Origin of the sequence: Pantoea sp. X85, assembly GCF_029623675.1 — a bacterium.
Taxonomy (GTDB): Bacteria; Pseudomonadota; Gammaproteobacteria; order Enterobacterales; family Enterobacteriaceae; genus Pantoea; species Pantoea leporis.
Genome location: NZ_CP121108.1, coordinates 2,178,290 through 2,203,022, shown reverse-complemented (window position 1 = coordinate 2,203,022; position 24,733 = coordinate 2,178,290). Strand labels below are relative to the sequence as shown.

The following is a 24,733-nucleotide window of genomic DNA, read 5'->3' as shown; positions in this document are numbered from 1 at the left end:
AGGCAAGTTCTGACGGCAGCGTGATTGTCGGCACCCGCCTGCGCAGGTAGAATGCTTGCCGTTTGTCCATCGCGCCTGCGGGTGCCAGTTACTGAGGAAACGTTATGCCTGTAACCACTTCACCTATTCTGGTGGCACTCGACTATCATGATCTCAACAGCGCGCTGCAGTTTGTAGATCGCATCGATCCAGGCCAGTGTCGCCTGAAAGTGGGCAAAGAGATGTTCACGCTGTTTGGTCCATCGCTGGTGAAAACGCTGCAGGAACGGGGTTTTGAAGTGTTCCTCGATCTCAAATTTCATGACATCCCAAACACCACCGCACATGCAGTCGCGGCAGCAGCCGATCTTGGCGTGTGGATGGTCAACGTGCACGCCAGCGGTGGCGCTCGCATGATGAACGCGGCTCGTGAAGCGCTGGTGCCATTCGGCAATGATGCGCCGCTGCTGATTGCCGTCACCGTGTTGACCAGCATGGATGAGGACGACCTTAAAGGTTTGGGCATTACCTTATCTCCAGCCGAGCAGGCTGAGCGGCTGGCGCGTTTGACCCGCGATTGCGGCCTGCACGGTGTGGTTTGTTCGGCGCAGGAAGCCGCGCACTTTAAGCAGGTGATTGGTCAGGATTTCGCGCTGGTTACGCCAGGCATTCGTCCGGCCGGCAGCGATGCGGGCGATCAGCGCCGTATCATGACGCCGCAGCAGGCAAAACTCGCGGGCGTGGATTATATGGTCATCGGGCGTCCGATCACCCAATCCGCCGATCCGGCCGCCACGCTGCAGCAAATCCTGCAAAGTTTACAGGAGGCTTAATGGCTCAGGACAATCGATTGGTGTATTCGACCGATAGTGGTCGTATCACCCATGAAGAAGAGAAAGCACCACGACCGAAAGGCGATGGCATCGTGCGTATTCAGCGCCAAACCAGCGGACGCAAAGGTAAGGGCGTGTGTCTGATTACCGGTGTCGATCTGGATGATAGCGCGCTCGAAAAACTGGCTGCTGAACTAAAGAAAAAGTGTGGTTGCGGTGGAGCAGTAAAAGAGGGCGTCATTGAGATTCAGGGCGATAAACGCGATTTGATAAAAACGCTGCTGGAAGCCAAAGGCATGAAAGTCAAACTGGCGGGCGGTTGAAGCAGTTCGGGCCACTTTTAGGTGGCCCGTTGTTAAGTAGATGCGCTGCGTAGCCTGATAATTATAATTTATTTGCTGATCTGGTGGCCGATGATGCCGCCGACAGCTGCGCCACCAACGGTACCAAGTCCGCTACCGTTGGTCAGCACTGAACCACCAATGGCACCCGCACCCGCACCGATTGCGGTATTACGGTCGCGTTTAGACCAATTCGAACAGCCGCTCAGCGCGACAACTAGTGTTGTTGCCAATACGGCAGCAGTAAGACGTTTCATTGTTGTAGTCATTAACTTCTCCTTGATTGTTAACACCGTGGTAACCATATAAGTATAGATGTTACACCGCACTCGGCAGGGTAAAACGGTCCTAAAATGCGAGTTTGCAAGCCACTTCTTGTTTAATCATCAAAACCAACCCGCGCCACACATTTAACGCCTTAGCCACTTTCCGCAGCTTTTACAGCCGTTCCATCCATAACGCTTTTTCTTCCTGCTCCGCACAATTCAGCTATCACAGTTCGCAGGAGAAAAAAGATGCTGGAAGCGTTAAAGCAGCAGGTGCTGGAAGCCAATCTCGATTTACCCCGTTACAACCTGGTCACCTTTACCTGGGGCAACGTCAGTGCGGTGGACCGCGATCGGGGTTTACTGGTGATCAAGCCGTCGGGCGTGAAGTACGAGCAGATGCAGCGCGACGATATGGTGGTCGTCGATCTCGCCAGCGGCGAGGTAATAGAAGGGAAAATGCGCCCATCCTCGGATACGGCCACCCACCGCGCGCTTTATCTCGCCTGGCCAGAGATCGGCGGCATCGTGCATACGCACTCTCGCCATGCCACCATTTGGGCTCAGGCTGGACGTGAAATCATCGCGTTAGGCACCACGCACGCCGATGATTTTTACGGCACCATTCCCTGCACGCGGCAGATGAAGCGCGAAGAGATTGAGCAGGAATACGAGTGGAATACCGGCCAGGTGATCACTGAAACTTTTGCACAGCGCGGAATTGAACCAACGGCAATCCCCGCCGTGCTGGTGAATTCCCACGGCCCGTTTGCCTGGGGTAAAGATGCGCATGCTGCGGTACACAGTGCGGTGGTATTAGAAGAGGTGGCCTATATGGCATTGCATACCGAGCAGCTGCGCACTGAGTTACCGCCGATTTCGCAAACTTTGCTTGATCTGCACTACCTGCGTAAGCACGGTAAAAATGCCTGGTATGGGCAGAATTAAAGTCAATTCTGAAACATATACACCTGCTGGCGTAATGCCAGTTAATTAAGCTAATGGTGAGCGCGCAGGCCGGTGACACTTTTGGTCCGGCGGTCCTCGCGCCGCTAGCGCGGTACCTTCACTTTGCTCGTCTGCCTGACGGACCGGCGGAGACGTCCTGTCACGGCTTCGCCTTTCGCCCGCGTCCTGCGGGCTCTCCTGGCCTCCTCGCTTCGTTCAGCGCTGCGGATTGCCGGCACAAAAGCGCCCCCGGCCTGCTCATATGCTTCAGTGCGAGTTGTTGAAAAGGGCAGATGTGTCAGCGCCCGCAAAGATAATCCATCCTTTGAGCAAAAACGCCTCCCGGCTCCTCTCTTTTAACTTCCAATCATCTGGTATGGCGATTCACGGCATAAATACAAAATGACCAATCAATAAAAATAAAACAGCGTTTCATAAATGCATTTGCGATCACTTTTTTCCTTTCTGCCAATCGTTATCTTGCTCGCCATGCCATCTGGCAATTCATAAAAACACCTCCCTCTGGCTCAGTTAAGGTGACACCTTTATGCATATCAAACGTGCAATCGATAAAATTCCTGGCGGCATGATGCTGATTCCGCTGTTTTTGGGCGCGCTGTGCCATACGTTCTCTCCGGGCGCAGGTAAATACTTTGGTTCGTTCACCAATGGGTTGATGACCGGTACCGTGCCGATTCTTGCGGTGTGGTTCTTCTGCATGGGCGCATCCATCAAACTCAGCGCCACCGGCACAGTACTGCGTAAATCGGGCACGCTCGTGCTCACCAAGATTGCGGTGGCGTGGGTGGTCGCGGCGATTGCTTCACGTGTGATGCCGGAAAATGGCGTGGAAGTGGGTATGTTTGCCGGTCTCTCGACGCTGGCGTTAGTGGCGGCGATGGATATGACCAATGGCGGTTTATACGCATCCATCATGCAGCAATACGGTTCGAAAGAAGAGGCCGGTGCGTTTGTCTTGATGTCGCTGGAGTCCGGGCCGCTGATGACGATGGTGATTCTCGGCACCGCAGGCATTGCGTCGTTTGAGCCACATGTCTTCGTTGGCGCGGTACTGCCGTTTATCGTCGGGTTCGCGTTGGGTAATCTCGATCCCGAACTGCGCGAGTTCTTTGGCAAAGCGGTTCACACACTGATTCCGTTCTTTGCTTTCGCGTTGGGTAATACCATTAATTTGACCGTCATCGCGCAAACTGGCCTGCTGGGCATTATGCTGGGTGTCGCAGTGATCATTGTCACCGGCATTCCGCTGATTATTGCCGATCGACTGATTGGCGGTGGCGATGGGACAGCGGGGATTGCGGCATCCAGCACCGCAGGCGCTGCCGTAGCCACGCCAGTGTTGATCGCCGAGATGCTGCCACAGTTTAAACCGGTCGCACCCGCCGCAACGGCATTAGTTGCTACTTCGGTCATTGTCACCTCCGTCATTGTCCCCATCATCACCGCGGTTTATTCACGACGCGTTAAGCGTTCTCATGTTGCTGTGGGGCAACGCGCTGCCATCAAGTAAGCCCGCTAATGCTTCCCCGGCCGCTGGTCGGGGATATCTCTGGATTTTGCTTTATAAATCAATCTCTCATTTGGTCTGGCCTCACTCTGGATTACGCTGATGTGGCGTTTAACGCACTACATAAACATAAACAGAGGATGAGACAATGACAGTAATTAACCAACCAACATGCAGACTGTTCACCGAAGTTGGACAAACCACACAGCTCGCGGCCTACTATGAAGAGGGTCGCCGCACCATGTGGATGATGCTGCGTGCGCAACCCCGTCCGAGTTTTAACCACGAATTAATTGAGGAGATCATGAACCTGAGCTATTCCGCTCAACGTTCCGGTCTGCCGATTGATTTCTGGGTGACGGGTTCGTTAGTGCCACAGATGTTTAACGCCGGAGGCGATTTGCGTTTCTTTGTGGAATGCATTCGCAACAACCGTCGTGAAGCACTGCGCGCTTATGCGCGTGCCTGTGTCGACTGCATCCACTCCGCAGCGCGGGGTTTCGATACCGGTGCGGTCACGCTGGCGATGATTGAGGGCAGTGCGCTCGGCGGCGGCTTTGAAGCGGCGCTGGCACATCACTTCATTCTGGCGCAGAACAGCGCGCGCATGGGTTTCCCGGAGATCGCATTCAACCTGTTCCCGGGTATGGGCGGCTACTCGTTAGTGGCGCGTCGGTCTGGCATGAAGCTGGCCGAAGAGCTGATTATGGAAGGTGAGTCACACAGCGCGGAATGGTATGAAACGCGTGGTCTGGTCGACAAGGTGTTCCAGCCGGGCGATGGTTATCGCACCACACGCACCTTCATCGATACGTTACGTCCAAAACTGAACGGCGTGCGGGCAATGCTGAAAGCACGTCAACGCGTATTGCAGTTATCACGCGCTGAGCTGATGGATATCACGGAGGACTGGGTCGATTATGCCTTCACACTGGAACCTAAAGACATTGCTTACATGGAACGACTGGTACAACTGCAGAACCGTCATAGCGCATCCTTGCGCAAAGCCGGCTAATCTCGCAGACCAGCGTTAAACGCGGGCAGGATGCTTAGCCAGCCAATGCCCGAGCTGTTCTGCGGGCATTGGTTTTGCATAATAATAACCTTGACGCCCATCGACACCGTTGGCCATAACAAACTTCTCTTCGGCTTTGGTTTCAATGCCCTCGGCGATCACCTGCAGCTTCAGGGCTTTGGCCACCGCGACAATCGCACGCACCAGCGACTGCGCCACGGGTTGTTTGTTGATATTACGTACAAAGCTCTGATCCAGCTTAATGGCATCAATCGGGACGCGCGCCAGTTGAGAAAGTGAGGAGTAACCGGTACCAAAGTCATCGAGATGCACTTGCGCACCCAGCTCCTGGAACTGTTTCATCAGCATCAGCGCACCGGCTTCATTCTCAATCAGACAGCTTTCCGTCAGTTCGATATCAATCGGACAATCGGTCAAACCGGCTTCATTCAATGCCTGTTTCAGATCGGTGTAAATGCTCTGGTCGATCAGCTGCTTAGCCGAGACGTTAACCGCGACGCGCAGAAAGATGCCTTCGCTGCGCCACTTAATGATCTGCTGCAGCACGTTGAGCATCACCCAGCGGCCCAGGGGCACAATCAAACCGGACTCTTCGGCGTAGGAGATAAAATCGCCCGGCGGCACCAGACCACGCTCTGGAGAATTCCAGCGCACCAGCGCTTCGGCGCTCAGCACTTCGCCTTCGGCATTGAGTTTTGGCTGGTAGTGCACCACCAGATGATCCAGCTCGAGCGCTTTGCGCAGGTTGGTATCGAGCCACAGATATTCAAACACGCGCTGATTCATCTCATTAGCGAACACGCAAAATTTGCCGCGGCCGTTTTCTTTGGCGTGATACATCGCGGTATCGGCGTTACGAATCAGGCTTTCACGATCTTCACCATGCAGCGGGGCGAGGGCGATACCCAGCGAGCAGCCGCTGTAAACCTCAATCAGGCCAATGCGGAATGGCTGACGCAGCCGCTCAAGAATACGCGACGCCATCGCTTCCAGCGCTGCCTGGCTGGTGTGTTCCGCCAGCACCACGAACTCATCGCCGCCAAGGCGCGCCAGCGTCTGGTCTTTGCCAAGACAGCTGAGGATGGCCAGCGACACGGCTTGCAACAGCTGATCGCCAAACATATGGCCGTAAGCGTCATTTACCTTCTTAAAATTGTCTAAATCGAGGTACACCACACCGGTCTGACTGCCATTCGCCAGCTCCAGTGCCAGACTAATCTGCTGATGGATCGCGTTGCGATTGGGCAAGCCGGTGACGGTATCGGTATTGGCCAGCACGCGCAGACGTTCCTGAGCGCGGCGCTCTTCGGTTATGTCGGTTCCGGAACAGATGAGGAAAATTTCATTTTTCCCGCTGCCGCTGTGAACGAACTTATTACGAAACAGAAACAGTCGCTGACCTTTACGGGTTTTTATCCAGCGTTCAACTTCGTAAGAACTGCCTTCACGGAAGAAACCGGCGATATTACGGCGTGATGCCTGCGCTTCCTGCTTGGTCATAAACAGCTGGAATACGTTGCGGCCAATCACTTCCTGCTCTTTCAGCCCGGTGTACTCTTCACTCAAACGGTTGAAACGCTGGATATTGCCGCGTTGATCGAGGATCACGATGACGGAATTCGCCTCAGAAACCACTTGCTCGGCGAAGGATAAACCCAGCGTCAAATCGCGCGCGACAGACGACGTATCGCCCCAGGCTGACGAGGTGCCTGCCCAGGTAGATTGATTGACTTTACGGCCGACAAAATGCATCGGAACAGGTTCGCCATGCAGCGACAGCGTGAGGTTAATACTTGAGGTAATGACCGTCATCGCACGTAATAAACTGGCTTGTGCGGGAGTCAGCGGCACCGCCATATTGGTGTTTGCGTTCTCATCTTCGGCAAAATGCAGAGCATCACTATCTGAAGTTAAACGCCAATGAGGGCTGGTGGTGCCAAACAAGGTATATAGCAATGTTTGCCCTTGTTCATCGGTCATGGAAACTTCCTCCGGGGGAATGCTCAGCGGGCGGTATCTCATTATTTTAGCAACAGTATTCAACCTCCTGCGTCAGCACAAGATGCAATCCAAATATATTTTTGTTTTTATTAAAGAATGGCACGAAAAAGCCCCGACAAGCGGGGCTAATCTCTGTTAGCAAGGGCACTTACCGAGTTTTCCGGCCTGGCTGGGAAAGCGGGCATCGAGGCAGTGACGGTGAAAAGCGCGCTCATCCATGGGGGCGATCGTTGGATGATGTTCGCGCATATGCTTCAGATAAGTTTGATAGTCATGAACGCCGACCATTAAACGAAAACTTTGCTGCAATCCCTGCCAGATGCGCTGCCAGCGCGTAAGATTTTGCCCAGCCGTGGCGGCTGCGATTGGTAAGCACTGCTGAATGTGCCACGCCCCGATGGGTTTTCTCCAGTGATAAATGGACTCAGACATTTCGCACCTCTTTGCGCAGTGAGATCTCAGATTCATGGGTGGTTGGCACCGTGCTGTTGAGCGCCCGACGAATCACGAAGAAGGCCGCCACCAGCATGGTCACTGCCACCAGCATGAAGAAGGCGCACAGGGCCGCGTTAATTTGATTGCTGAAGACGATGGTTTGCATGTCAGCGACACTCTTCGCCGGGGCGATGACGATGCCGTCATCAATGCCTTTGCGGAACTTGTTGGCCTGCGCCAGGAAACCAATCGAAGGTTTTTCGTGGAAAATCTTCTGCCAGCCCGCGGTCATCGAGGTAATGAACAGCCAGGCGGTTGGAACAATCGTCACCCACGCATAACGCTGCTTCTTCATTTTGAACAGCACCACGGTGCCGAGAATCAGCGCCATTGACGCCAGCATCTGGTTGCCGATACCAAACAGCGGCCACAGCGTATTGATGCCGCCGAGCGGATCGACCACGCCCTGATACACGAAGAAACCCCAGCCCGCCACCGCGACGGTGGTTCCCGCCATGTTGCCCAACCATGAACGGTTATTCGCCATCGACGGTACCACGGTGCCCACCAGATCCTGCACCATAAAGCGACAGGCGCGGGTGCCGGCATCCACAGCGGTCAGGATAAACAGCGCTTCAAACAAGATGGCGAAGTGATACCAGAACGCCATCATGGCGCGGCTGTTAAACACTTCGGTGATGATATGCGCCATGCCGACCGCAAAGGTTGGTGCACCACCGGCACGCGAAAGAATGGTGCTTTCGCCGACGTCGCGCGCAATGCCGCTCAGCATCTCTGGCGTCACCACGAAGCCCCAGCCGTTAATCACCTGCGACGCATTTTCCACCGTGGTGCCAATCAGCGCGGCAGGGGAGTTCATGGCAAAGTAGACGCCCGGATCAAGCACCGAGGCACAAATCAGCGCCATGATCGCCACAAAGGACTCCATCAGCATCGCGCCGTAGCCGATGAAACGGATATGGCTTTCGCGCTCCACCAGTTTCGGCGTGGTACCGCTGGAAACCAGCGCATGGAAACCTGAAATGGCGCCACAGGCGATGGTGATAAACAGGAACGGGAACAGCGCACCGGAGAAGACCGGCCCGGTGCCATCAATAAATTTGGTCACCGCGGGCATCTTCATCTCGGGCATGGCAAACACGATGCCAATGGCCAAACCGATGATCACGCCAATTTTCAGGAAGGTGGAGAGATAATCGCGCGGTGCCAGCAGCAGCCACACCGGCAGCGAAGAGGCGACAAAACCGTAGATCACCAGCACCCACGTCAGCTCCGTGCCTTTCAGCGTAAACAGTGGGCCCCAATAGGGATCGGCCGCCACATTGCCGCCGTAAATAATCGCCGCCATCATCAGCACGAAGCCAATGATCGACACTTCCGCGATTTTTCCCGGACGCAGGAAGCGCATATACACGCCCATAAACAGCGCAATCGGAATGGTTGCGGCAATGGTGAACAAACCCCATGGACTGTTGGCCAGCGCCTTCACCACCACCAGCGCCAGCGCGGAGAGGATGATGATCATCACACCCAGCGCGCCGAGCATGGTGACCACGCCAGCGAATGAGCCGAGCTCCTGACGCGCCATCTCACCCAATGAGCGGCCATCACGACGCGTTGAGATAAACAGGATCAGGAAATCCTGCACCGCACCGGCAAACATTACGCCAACCAAAATCCAGATGGTGCCGGGCAGGAAGCCCATCTGTGCCGCAAGGATCGGACCGACCAGCGGGCCCGCACCGGCAATCGCCGCAAAATGGTGGCCGAACAGCACCCATTTATTGGTCGGCACATAATCGAGGCCATCACTTAAGCGCTCCGCCGGCGTGCGACGGCGATCGTCCAGTTCGAAAATACGCTTAGCGATAAACAGGCTGTAAAAGCGATAGGCAATGCTGTAGCAGGCGACGGAGGCAATCACCAGCCACACCGCGTTGACGTGTTCGCCACGGCTGAGGGCCAGCATGGCAAATGCGCCCGCGCCAATTAACGCCACCGCTAACCAGATGAGACTGGTTTTGACGTTGTTCATGAGTTAACTCCTTGTAGGGACCGGGAAAAGAGGCGATCGAATACAACAAGTTAAAAGTAATGTAATGAATTGTTAACGACAGACAAAGGCATTAGAAATGTGAAGCGGAAAGCAAATTTAACATTTGCTGAAGCGGGCGGAGAGAAATGCGGGATAACGGCTGTTATCCCGCGAGTTTTCATGCTCAGGCGGCCGGACGCGCGACCACGCTGCGGGTTTCCATACGCACTTCGGCGATGGTCACGTCGATGATGTCAGTGACACGGTAAGCGACTTCACCTTTTATCTGCACGGTGCCGCTTTCCTGCGAGCACACCAGCTCATCACGCACCGCGTGGATGAACGGCGCAGGAATGAAGGCTACCGCGCCATTCTCCAGCAGACGAACGCGCATGCCGCCGCGAGACACGTCGATGATCTCGGCGCTGAACTTGCGATCGGTAGCGGCAAACGGTGCGAGGAAACGTGCATACAACCAGTCCCCAACATCGCGCTCGGCCATGCGGTTCAGGCGACGACGTTCGCTCATGATGGTGGTCAGCTCATCCTGCGGACGGCCAGTGCTTTCACCGCGCACGATCGCCTTCAGCAAGCGATGGTTGATCATGTCGCCGAACTTACGAATCGGCGAAGTCCAGGTCGCGTAGGCTTCGAGGCCAAGACCAAAGTGCGGGCCCGGCTCGGTGCCGACTTCTGCAAATGACTGGAAGCGACGAATGCGGCTATCCAGATACTGGGTTGGCTGCGCATCGAGTTGACGACGCAGCTGGCGGAAGCCTTCCAGCGTGGTAATCGCCTGCGGATCCACGGTGATGCCATGCCCTGCCAGCACGCCAGCGGCCTGCTCAGCATTGGCCAGATCGAAACCGGTGTGCAGGTTATAGATACCGAAGCCCAGCTTCTCCTGCAGCACTTTCGCGGCACAGACGTTAGCCAGAATCATTGACTCTTCCACGATGCGGTTCGCGATGCGACGTGGCTCAGAGATGATATCCAGTACTTCGCCTTTTTCGCCCAACACAAAGCGGTAGTCCGGACGATCTTTAAACACCAGCGCGTGGGTTTGACGCCATTCGCTGCGCGCCAGGCACACCTGATGCAGCAGGCGAATCTGCTGAGCAATGGCATCGTTCTCAGGCTGCCAGCTGCCGCTGTTTTCCAGCCAATCGGAAACTTCGTCATAAACCAGCTTGGCTTTCGACTCGATCCACGCAGCAAAGAAATGCACGTCATCAGCCAGGCTACCATCTTTAAGTACGGTAACGCGGCATGCCAGCGCGGGACGACGCTCGTTCGGACGCAGGGAACAGACGTCGTCAGAGAGTTCGCGCGGCAGCATCGGAATGTTGAAGCCCGGCAGATAGTTGGTGAACGCGCGTTTCGACGCCAGCTTATCCAGCTCGCTGCCTTCTGCCACGTAAGCGGTTGGATCGGCGATGGCGATGGTCAGGATCAGATTGCCGTCGGCAGCCTCTTCCACGTAAAGCGCATCATCCATATCCTGGGTGCTGGCGCTGTCGATGGTGACGAAGTTCAGTGCGGTCAAATCTTCACGCTGCAGATTTTCGTCGAGCATCTCACCAAAACCGACGTCCGGAGCTTGACGTTCGAGGTTATGGCGCGACAACGTTACCCACCACGGCGCGAGGTGATCGTCCGCAGTGACAATGAATTCGGTCAGTTCAGCATAGAAACCGCGATCGCCTTTCAGTGGGTGACGACGCATCTCTGCTACCGCCCAATCGCCGTTCTGGAAATCGTGGGTCACGCCACGTTCGGCGCGGCACTGAATCGCCTCTTTCAGCAGCGGATGATCCGGCACAATTGACAGGCGATCGTCTTTCTTCTGCACGCGGCCGACAAAGCGGGTCAGGAACGGCTCAACCAGGGTTTCCGGCTCGGCACTCTCGCGGTCTTTATCGGTGTGGATCACGGCCGAAATACGGTCGCCGTGCATCACTTTCTTCATCTGCGGTGGCGGAATGAAGTAGCTTTTCTGGGCATCAACTTCGAGGAAGCCAAAGCCTTTTTCCGTACCTTTAACAACACCTTCGACGCGCGGAGTCTGCGCGTGAAGCTTCTCTTTAAGCTGCGCGAGCAGCGGATTATCCTGGAACATAATTTATATAGTTTCGTGGCCTAAGAGCGGCTGACAGTTTTACGCGAATCGGGTCCGCGCGGCAAGGCCAAAACAGGCTAAAAAGCCGCTTTACGCGGCTTTTTACCTTCTGATAACGCTTTGGTCAGGCGATACGTTGTGACGGTGTGGCGGCGCTTAATGCCAGCTTCACCGGCACCGATTTTGAGGTCGGCGTACCGCTGCCGTCGCCAAAACTCGAGAGCGGCACCAGCGGGTTGGTTTCCGGATAATACGCCGCGAGGTTACCGCGCGGAATGTTATAGGGCACCAGCTTGAAACCGCTGACGCGACGGGTTAAACCGTCATTCCACAGCGTCTCGATATCCACCAACTGGCCTTCAGTGAAGCCCAGCGACGCCATATCATCCGGATGGATAAACACCACTTCGCGCTGACCGTACACGCCACGATAACGGTCATCGAGGCCGTAAATCGTGGTGTTGTACTGATCGTGTGAACGCAGCGTTTGCAGCGTGAACGGCACCGCGACATCGCCCAACTGCGGGAACAGCGACGTTGGCAGGGCGGCGGCGCTGAACTCAGCACGTTTGCTTGGCGTATTGAAGCGCAGCTCGGCGGCAGCGCTACCCAGGTAGAAACCGCCCGGAATGTCGCACTTGTTATTGAAATCAGCAAAGCCGGGAATCGTTGCGGCGATGTGATCGCGAATCAGATCGTAATTGCCTGCCATCGCCAGCCAGTCGATTTTATCGCTGCCTAATGTCGCATGGGCGATGCCAGCCACAATCGCGGTTTCAGAGCGCTGCGTCTCCGCCAATGGAATGCCGACGCCTTCTGAGGCGTGCACCATGCTGAACGAGTCTTCCACGGTAATGTACTGATTACCGCTTGCCTGACGATCGCGTTCGGTACGGCCCAGCGTTGGCAGAATCAGCCCTTCGCGGCCCGGCACCAAATGGCTGCGATTGAGTTTGGTGCTGATGTGCACGGTCAAACCGCAATGCTGCAACGCTTCTTCGGTGACCGGTGAATCCGGTGCGGCCGCCGCGAGGTTGCCGCCCAGCGCAATCAGCACTTTCACTTCGTCACGCAGCATCGCGTTCAGCGCTTCAACGGTGTTGTGACCATGCTCGCGCGGGGGTTCGAAATCAAAGTGCGCGCCGAGTGCATCGAGGAACGGCTTGCCCGGTTTTTCATCGATGCCCATGGTGCGGTTGCCCTGCACATTACTGTGGCCGCGTACCGGACACAGGCCTGCGCCTTTCTTGCCCAACTGACCAAACAGCAGCTGCAGGTTGGTGATCTCGCGAACGGTATCTACCGAGTGTTTATGCTGAGTAATGCCCATCGCCCAGGTGACAATCACGCGTTCAGCACTTTGATAGATCGCCGCCGCTTCACGAATCTGCACTTCGCTGAGACCGGATTGGCGCACGATATCGTCCCAGCGGGTGTTATCAACGGCGGCAAGATACGCGTCAATGCCGTGAGTATTGGCATCGATAAACGCCTGATCGAAAATGCCTTCTTCACCGGCAGCCAAACGTGCACGCTGTAGCTCAAGCAGGGCTTTCACCATGCCGCGCACCGCTGCCATATCGCCGCCCAGATTAGGTTGGTAATAGGCGGAACTGATGGTGCCCGCCATCGACGTGACAATCTCCAGCGGCTTTTGCGGATCGGCAAAACGCTCGAGGCCGCGCTCGCGCAGCGTGTTAAAGGTGACGATTTTCGCGCCGTGATCGGCCGCGTGACGCAGGCTGTGCAGCATGCGCGGATGGTTGGTGCCCGGATTCTGACCCAACACGAAAATCGCGTCGGCATGATCAAAATCGTCCAGACGAATGGTGCCTTTACCCACGCCGATGCTGCGTTTCAGGCCGGTGCCGCTGGCTTCGTGGCACATGTTGGAGCAGTCGGGGAAGTTGTTGGTGCCCATCACACGGCCAAACAGCTGATAAAGCCAGGATGCTTCATTGCTGGCGCGGCCGGAGGTGTAAAGCTCCATTTGATTTGGATGATCCATCGCCTTCAAATGGCGAGCAATCAAGGCTAACGCATCGTCCCAGCTGATCGGTTCGTAGTGGTCGGTCTCGCTGTTGTAGCGCATCGGATGGGTCAAGCGTCCCTGATACTCAAGGAAGTAATCGCTCTGCTGGTAAAGGGTGCTGACGCTGTGCTGGGCAAAAAATTCCGGCGCAACCACACGACGCGTGGCTTCCCACGTCACCGCTTTTGCTCCGTTTTCACAGAAGCTGAAGGTGCTTTTGTTGTCATCGCCCCATGCGCATCCTGGGCAGTCGAAACCGCGCGCTTTATTCATGCGCATCAGGTTTCGCATGTTCTTCAGGGCAGCTTTACTATCAAGGACGAAACGGGTGGTGGCTTCCAATGAACCCCAGCCGCCCGCAGCAGCGCGATAGGGTTGAATCTTACGTTTAAATTTCATAGTTGCAGGCTTATTTGTTTATGAGTTGTTATCAGAATATGTCTTCTGTTAGCGGGAAGTGTGCGACTCTCCTTAAAAGTTGTCTAATTGATTGGTTTAATGGTGCGATAGGCGGCGTTTATCGTGAAACGCACTTAAAGCGTGACCTAAGTCAAACTTTCCCGACCGTTAAGGGGCGGCAGTTACGTGCTGCTGAGATAACTGACTAATAATTGCTCTTTCCATTCTGAAAAGGGCACGCAGCATGAAGAATCTGGCAAGCCAAATTCACGCCTTCGGTAAAGCCTTAATGATGCCCATCTCGGTGATTGCTGCCGCAGGGATCTTTCTTGGCCTGGCCGCTGCAATGCAAAATCCGGCCATCACCGGCGATGCCTTCGCTAATCTGCAGGTGCCACAGCTGATTATCGGGTTTATCCGCAAGGTGGCGGGCGCGCTGTTCGCCAATTTGCCGCTGTTTTTTGCGGTGGCCAGCGCCATCGGGCTGGCGAAAGCGGAGAAACCGACCGCCGCCTTTGCCGCCGTAATTGGCTATATCGCCATGAATGTCGGAATCAGCTCCACGCTGGCGTCGAAAGGTTTGACGGCCGCTACCACCACGCCAGAAGCGCTGCAGAAAGCGGGTATGGATCAAACCGCAGCGATGATGACGTCGGCCGAATACATCGACATGCTCGGCATCTTTACTTACAACATGAGCGTGCTGGGCGGCGTGATTGCTGGATTGATTACCGTGCTGCTGCATAACCGTTTTTACACTCAGCAACTGCCGACGGCGATCAGCTTCTTTGGTGGACGCCGCTTTGTGCCGATCGTGACCGTGGTGGTGCTGCCGCTGGTGGGCGTGCTGCTGGCGTTGATTTGGCCGACCATCGGCGAAGGCATCGCGTGGGTGGGTTTGATGATTGGTAAAAGCGGGCAATACGGCGCCTTCCTGCTTGGCACCAGCGAACGCTTACTGATTCCCACCGGTTTGCACCATATCCTCAACGAAACCGTGCGCTTCACACCGATTGGCGGCATGGCAACGGTTGATGGACAAAGCATCGTCGGCGCGCTGAACATTTTCAACACCTCGCTAACGCATCCCGGCGCCATCCCGGACGATACGGTGCGCGGTGCTACGCAGTTCCTCGCGCAGGGCAAAATTCCGGTAATGATGTTTGGCTTACCGGCCGCCGCGCTGGCGATCTACCACACCGCGCGCCCTGAGCATAAGCAGCGCGTTAAAGCGCTGGTGCTGGCCGGTGCACTGACTTCCTTTACCACCGGCATCACCGAGCCGCTGGAGTTCTGTTTCATCTTCGTGTCGCCGGTGCTGTATATCCTTCATGCGCTATTAACCGGCCTGTCATTTATGTTGATGTCGATGCTGCATTTGATGATTGGCAACGTGCAGGGCGGCGCCATCGATCTGGTGGTGTTCGGCATTCTCGGTGGCAGCAAAACGCACTGGTGGTGGACGATTGTGCTCGGCGTGATTTACGTGCCGATTTACTACTACGGCTTCCGTTTTGTCATCACGCGGATGCGGGTTGAAACGCCGGGACGGGAATCCGATGAAGAACACAAACCCGAACAGGTGGCGGCGGATGAGCGCACCAAAGTGATCATCAGCGGGCTGGGCGGCGAAGCCAATATAGAGGACGTCGATTGCTGCTTCACCCGGCTGCGCGTGCGGGTCAAACAGATGAATGAGGTGGTCGATCAAACGTTACTGACCACCGGCGCGAACGGCATCAATCGCGTCAGCGAACATGATATCCAGGTGATTTACGGCCCGCAGGTCGAGAAGATCGCCAACGACGTAAAAAGTGCCTTGGGTGTGGCGTAACACAATGGCCGCTGCGCGTGGACGCAGCGCAGCGGCAACCGCCATGATACACTGCTGTTTTCCAGCCAATTCTGCTTTCCATGGACATCAAACAATTAATCTATCTGACAAATCTTGAACGCGAACGCCACTTTGGCCGCGCGGCAGAGGTCAGCTTTGTCAGCCAGCCGACGCTATCGATGCGCCTGAAAAACCTCGAACGCGAATTAGGGCTTTCGCTGATCAACCGCAGTAATAATTTCGATGGCTTTACGCCGGAAGGCGAGCGCGTGCTGACCTGGGCGCGGGAAATTGTTTCGGTGTATCAGGGATTGAAGCTGGAAGTGGAGTCGCTCAAGCATGGCGTCAACGGCACCTTGCGGCTGGGTGTTATGCCGCAGTGCAGCGTGGCGCTGCCTGCGTTGTTGAAAGCGGTTGAAGCGCGTTATCCACAGCTGGATTATCGCGTGGCCGCGATGAGCGCCGATCAGCTGCTGGAAGCGCTTAACAGCCACACCGTGGATGGCGGTATTGGCTTTTTTGAACTGACGTCACTGCGCGAGCTGCATTTTCAAACTGCGCTGTTGAAAGATCCTGGCGTCGAGGCGCTGTTCAATCCGGCGCACTTTCCGGCGCTGCTGGAACAAGAGAACATCTCGCTCGCCACGCTTGCCTGCCAGCCGCTGTGTCTGGCAGAGCCCACGCGCTATTTTCGACGCTATCTTGATGGGCAACTGAGGGAAACCGGCTTGATTCCACGCGTGATCGTTGAGAGCGCGTCGATCATGCAACTGCTGCAAAGTGCGCAGGTTGGTTTAGGCGTGATGGTGTCGCCATGCGGACATCTGTTGCCGGAGCTGATGCAGAATCTGGCGCGGCGGCCGATTGAGATGGCGCCGATGGGCCGGCAGGCGGCATTAGTGATTGCCGAGCCGGGCAGAGCATCGCCGCTGGCTCAGCATTTCTTTGATGAAGCGCGGCGACATCTGCCCGATTAACGGGTTTCGCCGAGCGCCATCAGCAGGCGATCCTGCCAGCTGGCGAAAGCCACCGCTTGCAACAGCGTGAAGATACGTTCGCTGCCCCAGCCCGCGTTCAGCAGCGGCTGCAAATGTGCAGCGCTGAAGCGGTCGGGCAGGCGCGTGAGCTGGGCGCTGAGTGAAATCACCGGCGATGCTGCGCCAGCGCTTTCGACATCCTGCAGCAGTGCGTCACGCCATTCATCGGTAACAAAATCAAACTGACGTCGACAACCCAGCACGCGTGCGCTAACCGCCTGCGCCAGCGCTTCATCCCCGGCAAAATGTTCACTCAGCCGCTGTTTTAGCGTGGCGAAGCCATACAGCACTTGCGCATCGTGCACCAGCAGCCAAATGGCATCATCTAATCCCTCAATACCCTGACAGAAAGTAACCGCCGCCAGTTGATCGGCGCTGGCATAGCGCAGTTCAACCGGTTTCAACGCGTGCTGCCAGCCGTCGTTGCCGGTAAACAGCGCTGCGCTGGCGTCCGGCGGCGGTGTTACGCCCGGAATCCAGCGCACCGGCAAGCCCATCATCGCCTGCAGCGATGCCACCACGCGTGACTGATAGCTGACATACCCCACCAGTTGATTCAGCGTGACGATATCGGGCTCGGTTAAGCCCACCGCGTCCAGCGCGCTGATGCTGCTGGTGGTGATCAGTTCCGGCTGCATCGCCAGCTGACGCGCATATTGGGTGATTTGCGTCAGGCGATTATTACTTTCACGTGACGAGTCCGGACCCGGCAACGGATTGAGCCGGGCTGAGTAGTGATTGCACAGGCGCTGCACGCCGGCGACCTGCGCCACCGTTAGCGCGGTGCTGAGACGATCGTACAGCGTTAAGGTGTGGGTCAAACTGGTGGCAAGCGTATCGGGAAACAGAATCTGGCTGAGATCGCGCGCGGCCAATAACGCAGGCTGAAAACGCGACAGCAGCGGCTTTAACGCGGTCGCTTCCTGTTGCAAACCGAGTAAGAAACGATCGTCGATATAGGCGGCTTCGGGCACCAGCGGCGCAGTGGCGGTGCTATTCGGGCGAGTCTGGCTTTCATAAAACCAGTGGTCATGGCCGGGAGAACGGCGTTGTTCCATGGTCATTCCTTGCGCTAAAAACGGACTTGCTGCACAGCGTGCGAATCTGAAAAGCAGGCATGCAACAAAGGGCTAGCTTATCGTCGCTGAACGGCTGTCCACGGCAAAAGAATGATGGGGAATAATTAATAGCTTACGAGTATAAGGGGGGATTTTTTGATAGAGAGGTCGCCATGAATGGCGACCCTGGGTAAATCTTATTTCAGTTCCAGCTCGTTCATTGCGGCAATGCTGAAGCCGCCATCAACGTGTACCACTTCACCGGTGATACCACCCGCCAGATCAGAGCACAGGAATGCAGCTGAGTTACCCACGTCTTCGATGGTAACGGTACGACGAATCGGGGTAACCGCTTCGCAGTGCGCCAGCATTTTACGGAAATCTTTGATGCCTGAAGCAGCCAACGTACGGATTGGACCGGCAGAAACGGCGTTAACACGCGTGCCTTCTGGACCCATTGCGTTCGCCATGTAGCGCACGTTAGCTTCCAGAGACGCTTTCGCCAGACCCATCACGTTGTAGTTCGGGATGGCGCGCTCTGCACCCAGGTAAGACAAGGTCAGCAGGGCGGAATTCGGGTTCAGCATCGCACGGCACTCTTTCGCCATCGCAACAAAGCTGTAAGCGCTGATGTCGTGAGCGATTTTGAAGCCTTCACGGGTCACGGCATTCACGTAGTCGCCATCCAGCTGATCGCCAGGTGCGAAACCGATGGAGTGAACGAAACCGTCAAATTTCGGCCAGGTTTTTGCCAGTTCGGTGAACAGCGCAGTGATGCTCTCGTCTTCAGCCACATCGCATGGCAGAACAATGTCTGAACCCAGATCTTTAGCAAACTCTTCCACACGACTTTTCAATTTGTCGTTCTGGTAGGTGAAAGCCAGTTCTGCGCCCTGTTTGTGCATCGCCTGCGCAATACCGTAGGCGATTGAGAGTTTACTGGCAACGCCAGTAATCAGAATGCGCTTACCGGAAAGAAAACCCATAGCTGTAATCCTTTTGGTCATTGTTGTTGGCGGTCGCGGTGGTTGAAAAACAGGCGACCGACGTTAATCTCGTGCGAAGTCTAGCACGTCTCTATAAATGCGGTAAATCGCACCGCGTTTTCGGCGCCTTAACGCTCGCGGCGCCAGGCTTCGGCGGTTAAGGCTTCACCAAAGTGGCTGGTGATCAGGCGCTTGGTGAGATCGTGCAGCGGCGAGGCCAATACATCGGCGGTGCCGCCGCGCTCGACCACTTCGCCCTGATGCATCACCAGCACCTGATCGCTGATGTGCTTCATCATGCCGAGATGCTGCGTGACATAAATATAGGCGATGCCGTGCTTCTCCTGCAGTTCCAGCATCAGGTTTACCAGCTGTGAACGCATGGTCATATCCAGCGAGGCGAGGGCTTCATCGGCGACGATCACTTTTGGCTGCAGAATCAGCGCTCGCGCCAGCGCCAGACGCTGCTTCTGGCCCGGCGCCAGCATGTGCGGATAGTATCCGGCGTGGTCGCGCAGCAAACCGACCTGACGCAGCGTGGCGATAATGCGTTTTTCACGCGCGTCATCATCCAGCTCGGTATTCAGGCGCAGCGGGAAATCGAGTATCTGGCTGATGCGCTGGCGCGGATTCAGCGAGGTTGAGGGATCCTGAAAAATCATGCGAATGCGCTGGCTGCGATAACCATAATCACCGTACTCCAGTGGATGATCGTCAATCAGCATCTCGCCCTCGCTCGGCTCGACCATGCCGCTGAGCATTTTTGCCAGCGTCGATTTTCCCGAACCGTTTTCACCAATCACCGCCAGCGTCTGTTTTTCACGCAGGGTAAAACTGACGCCTTTCACCGCCTCAACGTGCTGACGACGGAACAAACCGGTGCGATAGCGGTAGGTTTTACTCAGGTTGCGCACTTCCAGCAGCGTTTCCATGTTTACTGGCTCTCCATATTCAGCGGGAAGTGACAAGCAAACAGATGCGCTTTATTGCCGGTCAGGCGCGGTGTTTCGATGCATTTACGCTGCGCATACGGGCAGCGCGGCCCCAGACGACAGCCAATTGGCAGATGTTCCAGTGAAGGAATAGCGCCAGAAAGCGTGTTGAGGCGGCTTTTGTGCGGCAGCGCGCTACCGAAATCGGGCATCGCCCGGATCAGCGCCTGCGTGTAAGGATGATGCGGTGACTCCATTAACTCTTCGCTTTGCGCGATCTCCACCGTCTGGCCGCAATACATCACATTAATGCGGTCGGCCCAATGGCTCATGGTGCGCAGATCGTGGCTGATCAGCAAAATAGTGGTGTTATTATTCTGATTGAGGCGGCTCAGCAGGCGGAAAATTTGCGCCTGCGTGGTCGGCTCCATCGCATTGGTTGGTTCATCGGCGATCAGCAAACGCGGCTGATTGGCCAGCGCGATGGCGATCATCACCTTTTGGCATTCGCCGTCGGTGAGTTCATACGGGAAACTGCGCATGATGTCTTTATGATCTTTGATGCCGACGCGATGCAGCAGCTCAATGGCGCGCACTTTGCGCCAGAACCACAGCCGTTTATACCAGCGGCCTTTGTGCGTCCAACGCGGAATCGCCTGTATCAGCTGGCGACCAATACTTTCTGACGGATCAAGACAGGATTGCGGCTCCTGAAAAATCATCGACACGTTATGGCCGACGATCCGACGGCGTTCGCGCGGTGACAGGCGCAGCAGATCAATATCATCAAACACCATGCGATCGGCGGTGACGCGCCAGTTATCTTTGGTGACGCCGCAAATTGCTTTGGCGATCAGACTTTTGCCTGAACCCGATTCACCCACCAAACCGCGGATTTCGCCTTCGCTTAGCGTCAGGTTGATGCGATCAACCGCTTTGACCGGGCCGTCAGCGGTCATAAATTCGATGGTCAGGTTACGGATATCCAGTAGCGGCATTATTCAACTCCCGCTTCTACAGCGCGACGAATGCCGTCGCCCAGCAGGTTAACGATCAATACGCTGACCATCAGCGCCACGCCCGGCAGCATGACCGTCCACGGCGCCACGTAGATCAGCTCCAGCGCGTCACCCAGCATCGCACCCCATTCGGGCGAGGGCAGCTGCGCGCCAAGATCGAGGAAACCGAGTGCGGCGATGTCCAGAATCGCCATCGACAGCGAGCGGGTAAATTCGCTCACCAGCAGCGGCAGCACGTTAGGCAGCACCGCATTCCACAAGATATTCAGGTTGCGCGCGCCATCGAGACGCAGCGCCACCACATACTCTTTTTCCATCTCATCATGCACAGCAGTATAGATCTCGCGCACCAGACGTGGGATCAGCGCGAGAAATACCGCCAGCATCGCGTGTTCCAGGCGCGGGCCGAGAAATGCCACCACGATAATCGCCAGCAGCAGCGAGGGAATCGACAGCAAGGTATCCAGCACGTGATTCATCACCGCCGAGCGCATGCCGTGCGTGATACCGGCAAACACGCCAAGCACCAGCGCACAAATTGCCGCCAGCACCGTCACCAGAATCGCCGATCCCACGGTCGGCGCTACGCCGCTTAGCAGGCGGCTCAGCACATCGCGGCCTAAATCGTCGGTGCCGAGGAAGAAGGAGACATCGCCGTAGCGCGACCACGATGGCGGCAGCAACTGATAACCGAGGAATTGCTGATCGATGCCATACGGCGCCAGCAGGCCGCCAAACAGGCACAGGAACAGCAGCAGGCCAAAGCCGTACAAGCCGACCATGCCGCTGGTATCACGATACAAGCGCTGCCAGCTGCGACGCAGCGTGCTGGGCAGCCGCTTCTCGTCGTAGACATTATCTAAGGGCATACCATTCCTTATGTTTCAGCGGGTTAAGCGCCGCACCCAGAATATCGGATAACACGCTGACCAGAATCACCAGACCGCCCACCACCATCACGCCAGCGGAAATCGCCGCGTAATCCTGCTGGCGAATGGCGTTAATCAGCCAGCGGCCGAGGCCCGGCCAGTTGAACACCACCTCGGTGATCATCGCCAGCGTCAGCATGGTGGAAAATTGCAGCCCAAGACGCGGAATCACCGGCGGCAGCGCATTGTGCAGCACGTGGCGGCGAATCACCGTGAAGCGCGACAGGCCGCGCGTGGCGGCGGCTTTGACGTAGTTTTTGTCCATCACATCGCTGGTGCTGCTGCGCAGTAAGCGGATCATCTCGGTAGCAGGCGCAACGGCGAGAACGACCACCGGCAAAATCATGTGCGTTAAGGCGCTGACCAGCATTTCATGACGCCACGGCGACGGGCTCAGCCATGCATCAATCAGCGCAAAGCCGGTAACGTTTTGCACCGGATAGAGCAGGTCGAAACGTCCGGACACCGGCAACCAGCCAAGCGTTAACGAGAAGAACAGCGTAAACAGCAGCGCCAGCCAGAATACCGGCATCGAGAAGCCAAGCAGCGCCAGCGCGCTAATGGCTTTATCCTGCCATTTTTTGCGCATCACGCCGGCGCAAATTCCCAGCGGAATGCCCACCAGTAGCGCCAGAATAAATGCCATTACGCATAGCTCCAGCGTGGCGGGAAACACTTCGCGCAGCTGAAGATCAATCGGCTGGCCGTTGGTGCTGGAGACGCCAAAATCGAACTGCAGCAAGCCCTTGAACCAGAACCACCACGCATCAAACAGCGATGCGCCTTCGAGCGGGGCATTTGGTGTGAAGTAGCTCAGACTGAAGCTCACCAGCGACAGCAAAAACAGGGTGATGAGCAGCAGCACCACGCGACGCAGAATATAGATAATCATGCTTACTCCTCGCTGCTCTCATCGCGGTAAACGCCAGCGAACGAAGCGTTACCAAACGGGCTCAACACCAGGCCTTTGATATCATGCCGATAGGCTTGCAAACGCAGCGATGACGCCAGCGGCAGCACCGGCAACTCCTGCGCCAAAATCTGCTGCGCCTTGTCATAGCTGTCAATGCGCGCCGATAGCTGCTGGGACAACAGTGCATGCTGCAAAGCCTCATCAAAGGCGGGCGAGCACCAGTGTGCGTAGTTGGTTTGCGAACGGATCGCCGCGCAGCTTAACAGCGGACGGAAGAAACTGTCGGGATCGTTACTGTCGGTTGCCCAGCCGGTGAGCGTGAGGTCATGGTTCATCTCCATCAACTGCGCTTCCTGGAAGCGGCCTTCCACCGGCGCGATAGTGACGCGCACGCCAACCTGAGCCAAATCCGCTTGCAACAATTCAGCGGTCTTTAGCGGGCTGGGATTCCACGACTGCGAGGAAGAGGGCACCACTAAACGTAAATGTAAATCTTCCAGCCCCAGCGCTTTCAACTCTTCACGCGCTTTAGCCGGATTGTATTCGGTGACGCGCGCATCGTTGTCATACGCCCAGGACGCACGCGGCAAAATGGAGGCGGCAGTTTCGGCGGTGCCGTAATAGATCGACTCCATCAGGCGTTCGTTATTGATCGCCAGCGCCAGCGCGTGACGCACTTCCGGGCGATCCAGTGGCGGTTTGCGCGTGTTGAACGCCAGATAGGCGATGTTCATGCCGGGACGCAGCGTCATGCGCAGGCGCGGATCGTCACGCAAAATGCTCAGCTGGCTGGCGGCGGGATAGGCCAGCACATCGCATTCGCCGGTCAGCAGTTTGGATAACCTTCCGGTGCCGCCGACGCCCAAATCAATCACCACCTGCTGCAGACGCGGCACGCCTTTCCAGTACTGCGGATTACGCGCCAGGCGGAGATATTGTCCGGTGCGATATTCGCTCAGCTGGAACGGGCCGGTGCCGACCGGTTCGCGGTCCAGCTGTTCCTGCTGGCCTTTAGCGCTGAGTTTGTTGGCGTACTCCTGCGACAAAATCGGCGCGTAATGCGTCGCGATATGCCACAAGAAAGAGGCGTCCGGGCTGTTCAGGCGGATTTCAACCGTATCGCTATCGAGCTTTTTCACGCTCTGCACCGAATCGGCAAACTGCAGGCTATCAAAATAGGGATAGCTGCCGCCGTTGACGTTGTGCCACGGATGCTTGCGATCAAACATGCGTGCAAAGCTGAACACCACATCATCGGCGTTCATTTTCCGCGTCGGTTTAAACCAGTTGGTGTGCTGGAAGGCGACATCTTTACGCAGGTGAAAACGGTAGGTTGCGCCGTTATCACGCACTTCCCAGCTCTGGGCGAGGTCGGGAATCAGCCGATAAGTATAAGGATCCACGTCCAGCAGCCGGTCATACAGCTGCGCCGCCAGCGTATCAACGACTAAGCCGCTGCTAACCATTTGTGGATTGAAGGTATTAACCGTGCCGTTAACGCAATAGACAAAACCGCTGTTGCGGATGTTGTCCGTTGGCGCGGCCCACGCTGACGCGCTCATCATGCTGAGACCCAGCAGCAGAGAGGGGAATAATTTTGGCATAGAACTCAACGATTCTGAGGCAATAGCGTGAGTGTATCTTAAACGCCACGTACTCCCCAAATTCGCGACGCTTCTGCTGTGTTTTTCGCCAAGCTGGCGATGGGGTAATCACAATCTCTGTGTGGAGATGAGAAAAATTCTCAATTAGGGCTTTACAGATGATAATAAGAATGATTATTATTCTTCTGCGCTTCGACGGTGGCTCTACCGAAGAAGAGCACGACATTGCTCACATTGCTTCCAGTATTAGTTGCCCGCGTTAACCCGCGGGCCTTTTTTCGTCCTGTTTCGAGCGGCTGCTGCGTTGGCTGCGCTCGTCCACCCTGGTCACATACTTATGTATGCTCCCAGGGATGTCCTCGCTTGCCGCCTTGCATCCACTCGAAACAGTTAGAAAAAAACACCGTGCAATTTGCTTAAAAAAAATAAAATCAAATTAATACACGCC

Annotated in this window: 20 protein-coding genes; 7 read left to right on the top strand and 13 right to left on the bottom strand. The window is 56.1% G+C overall.

The features are described 5' to 3' along the window. The first annotated feature begins 104 nt into the window (after positions 1-104). Both pyrF and yciH read left to right on the top strand, forming a co-directional pair. Positions 105-812, top strand: a complete 708-nt coding sequence (gene pyrF / locus P6287_RS10230) for an orotidine-5'-phosphate decarboxylase (RefSeq protein WP_277973655.1) — start codon at positions 105-107, stop codon at positions 810-812. After that, the gene (yciH, locus tag P6287_RS10225; protein ID WP_110866244.1) at positions 812-1,135 is read left to right on the top strand and encodes a stress response translation initiation inhibitor YciH; all 324 of its coding nucleotides are present in this window, start codon (positions 812-814) and stop codon (positions 1,133-1,135) included. Before pyrF ends, yciH begins: the two co-directional genes overlap by 1 nt. 68 nt (positions 1,136-1,203) lie before the next feature. Here yciH and osmB read toward each other — a convergent pair whose 3' ends face one another. After that, complete coding sequence (osmB, locus tag P6287_RS10220; protein ID WP_008106509.1) at positions 1,204-1,422, bottom strand: osmotically-inducible lipoprotein OsmB; 219 nt, start codon at positions 1,420-1,422, stop codon at positions 1,204-1,206. A gap of 246 nt (positions 1,423-1,668) precedes the next feature. Here osmB and araD point away from each other — a divergent pair, with 246 nt between their 5' ends. The 3 genes from araD to P6287_RS10205 all read left to right on the top strand — a co-directional run bounded on the left by araD (position 1,669) and on the right by P6287_RS10205 (position 4,910). Continuing rightward, a complete protein-coding gene (gene araD, locus P6287_RS10215; RefSeq protein WP_192411724.1) occupies positions 1,669-2,367 on the top strand; it encodes an L-ribulose-5-phosphate 4-epimerase in 699 nt (232 codons plus the stop codon). 547 nt (positions 2,368-2,914) lie between these two features. Continuing rightward, positions 2,915-3,898 carry a 2-keto-3-deoxygluconate transporter gene (kdgT, locus tag P6287_RS10210; RefSeq protein ID WP_277973654.1) on the top strand — a complete coding sequence of 328 codons (984 nt, stop codon included), beginning with the start codon at positions 2,915-2,917 and terminating at the stop codon, positions 3,896-3,898. A gap of 145 nt (positions 3,899-4,043) precedes the next feature. Next, the gene (locus P6287_RS10205; protein ID WP_007892438.1) at positions 4,044-4,910 is read left to right on the top strand and encodes a crotonase/enoyl-CoA hydratase family protein; all 867 of its coding nucleotides are present in this window, start codon (positions 4,044-4,046) and stop codon (positions 4,908-4,910) included. Between the two features lie 15 nt (positions 4,911-4,925). Here the strand turns inward: P6287_RS10205 and pdeR are convergent, their stop codons facing one another. The 5 genes from pdeR to P6287_RS10180 all read right to left on the bottom strand — a co-directional run bounded on the left by pdeR (position 4,926) and on the right by P6287_RS10180 (position 13,973). Beyond that, entirely contained in the window at positions 4,926-6,911 is a 1,986-nt protein-coding gene (pdeR, locus tag P6287_RS10200; protein ID WP_101764279.1) for a cyclic di-GMP phosphodiesterase, read from the bottom strand. 156 nt (positions 6,912-7,067) lie between these two features. Beyond that, the gene (locus P6287_RS10195; RefSeq protein WP_192411725.1) at positions 7,068-7,364 is read right to left on the bottom strand and encodes a CstA-like transporter-associated (seleno)protein; all 297 of its coding nucleotides are present in this window, start codon (positions 7,362-7,364) and stop codon (positions 7,068-7,070) included. Then, positions 7,357-9,423: a carbon starvation CstA family protein gene (locus P6287_RS10190; RefSeq protein WP_110866240.1), complete on the bottom strand. Its 2,067-nt coding sequence runs from the start codon at positions 9,421-9,423 to the stop codon at positions 7,357-7,359. The genes P6287_RS10195 and P6287_RS10190 overlap by 8 nt, the downstream gene beginning before the upstream one ends. A gap of 184 nt (positions 9,424-9,607) precedes the next feature. Continuing rightward, positions 9,608-11,542: an exoribonuclease II gene (locus P6287_RS10185; RefSeq protein WP_192233995.1), complete on the bottom strand. Its 1,935-nt coding sequence runs from the start codon at positions 11,540-11,542 to the stop codon at positions 9,608-9,610. A 124-nt stretch (positions 11,543-11,666) separates the two neighbouring features. Beyond that, positions 11,667-13,973, bottom strand: a complete 2,307-nt coding sequence (locus tag P6287_RS10180) for an FdhF/YdeP family oxidoreductase (RefSeq protein WP_277973653.1) — start codon at positions 13,971-13,973, stop codon at positions 11,667-11,669. Positions 13,974-14,217: 244 nt separating this feature from the next. On the opposite strand from P6287_RS10180, the gene P6287_RS10175 reads away from it, so the two are divergent. Together P6287_RS10175 and P6287_RS10170 are read left to right on the top strand one after the other, a co-directional pair. After that, on the top strand, positions 14,218-15,807 hold the full coding sequence (locus tag P6287_RS10175; protein ID WP_222182229.1) for a PTS transporter subunit EIIC: 1,590 nt from the start codon (positions 14,218-14,220) through the stop codon (positions 15,805-15,807). An 80-nt stretch (positions 15,808-15,887) separates the two neighbouring features. Continuing rightward, entirely contained in the window at positions 15,888-16,784 is an 897-nt protein-coding gene (locus P6287_RS10170) for a LysR family transcriptional regulator (RefSeq protein ID WP_110866237.1), read from the top strand. Here the strand turns inward: P6287_RS10170 and P6287_RS10165 are convergent. From P6287_RS10165 to sapA, 7 genes are all read right to left on the bottom strand, one after another. Further along, positions 16,781-17,902, bottom strand: coding sequence for an oxidoreductase (locus P6287_RS10165; protein WP_277973652.1), 1,122 nt, complete (start codon positions 17,900-17,902; stop codon positions 16,781-16,783). The genes P6287_RS10170 and P6287_RS10165 overlap by 4 nt on opposite strands. Before the next feature lie 197 nt (positions 17,903-18,099). Next, positions 18,100-18,888 (bottom strand): enoyl-ACP reductase FabI, encoded by a 789-nt coding sequence (gene fabI / locus P6287_RS10160; protein WP_007892455.1) that lies wholly within the window; start codon positions 18,886-18,888, stop codon positions 18,100-18,102. A 128-nt stretch (positions 18,889-19,016) separates the two neighbouring features. After that, on the bottom strand, positions 19,017-19,820 hold the full coding sequence (gene sapF, locus P6287_RS10155) for a putrescine export ABC transporter ATP-binding protein SapF (RefSeq protein ID WP_110866235.1): 804 nt from the start codon (positions 19,818-19,820) through the stop codon (positions 19,017-19,019). Between the two features lie 2 nt (positions 19,821-19,822). Then, on the bottom strand, positions 19,823-20,818 hold the full coding sequence (gene sapD / locus P6287_RS10150) for a putrescine export ABC transporter ATP-binding protein SapD (protein WP_277973651.1): 996 nt from the start codon (positions 20,816-20,818) through the stop codon (positions 19,823-19,825). Next, positions 20,818-21,708 (bottom strand): putrescine export ABC transporter permease SapC, encoded by an 891-nt coding sequence (gene sapC, locus P6287_RS10145; protein ID WP_101764289.1) that lies wholly within the window; start codon positions 21,706-21,708, stop codon positions 20,818-20,820. Before sapC ends, sapD begins: the two co-directional genes overlap by 1 nt. Continuing rightward, positions 21,695-22,660 carry a putrescine export ABC transporter permease SapB gene (gene sapB / locus P6287_RS10140; RefSeq protein ID WP_101764290.1) on the bottom strand — a complete coding sequence of 322 codons (966 nt, stop codon included), beginning with the start codon at positions 22,658-22,660 and terminating at the stop codon, positions 21,695-21,697. Before sapB ends, sapC begins: the two co-directional genes overlap by 14 nt. Positions 22,661-22,662: 2 nt before the next feature. Further along, positions 22,663-24,285, bottom strand: a complete 1,623-nt coding sequence (gene sapA / locus P6287_RS10135) for an ABC transporter substrate-binding protein SapA (RefSeq protein ID WP_110866234.1) — start codon at positions 24,283-24,285, stop codon at positions 22,663-22,665. Positions 24,286-24,733 lie beyond the last annotated feature (448 nt).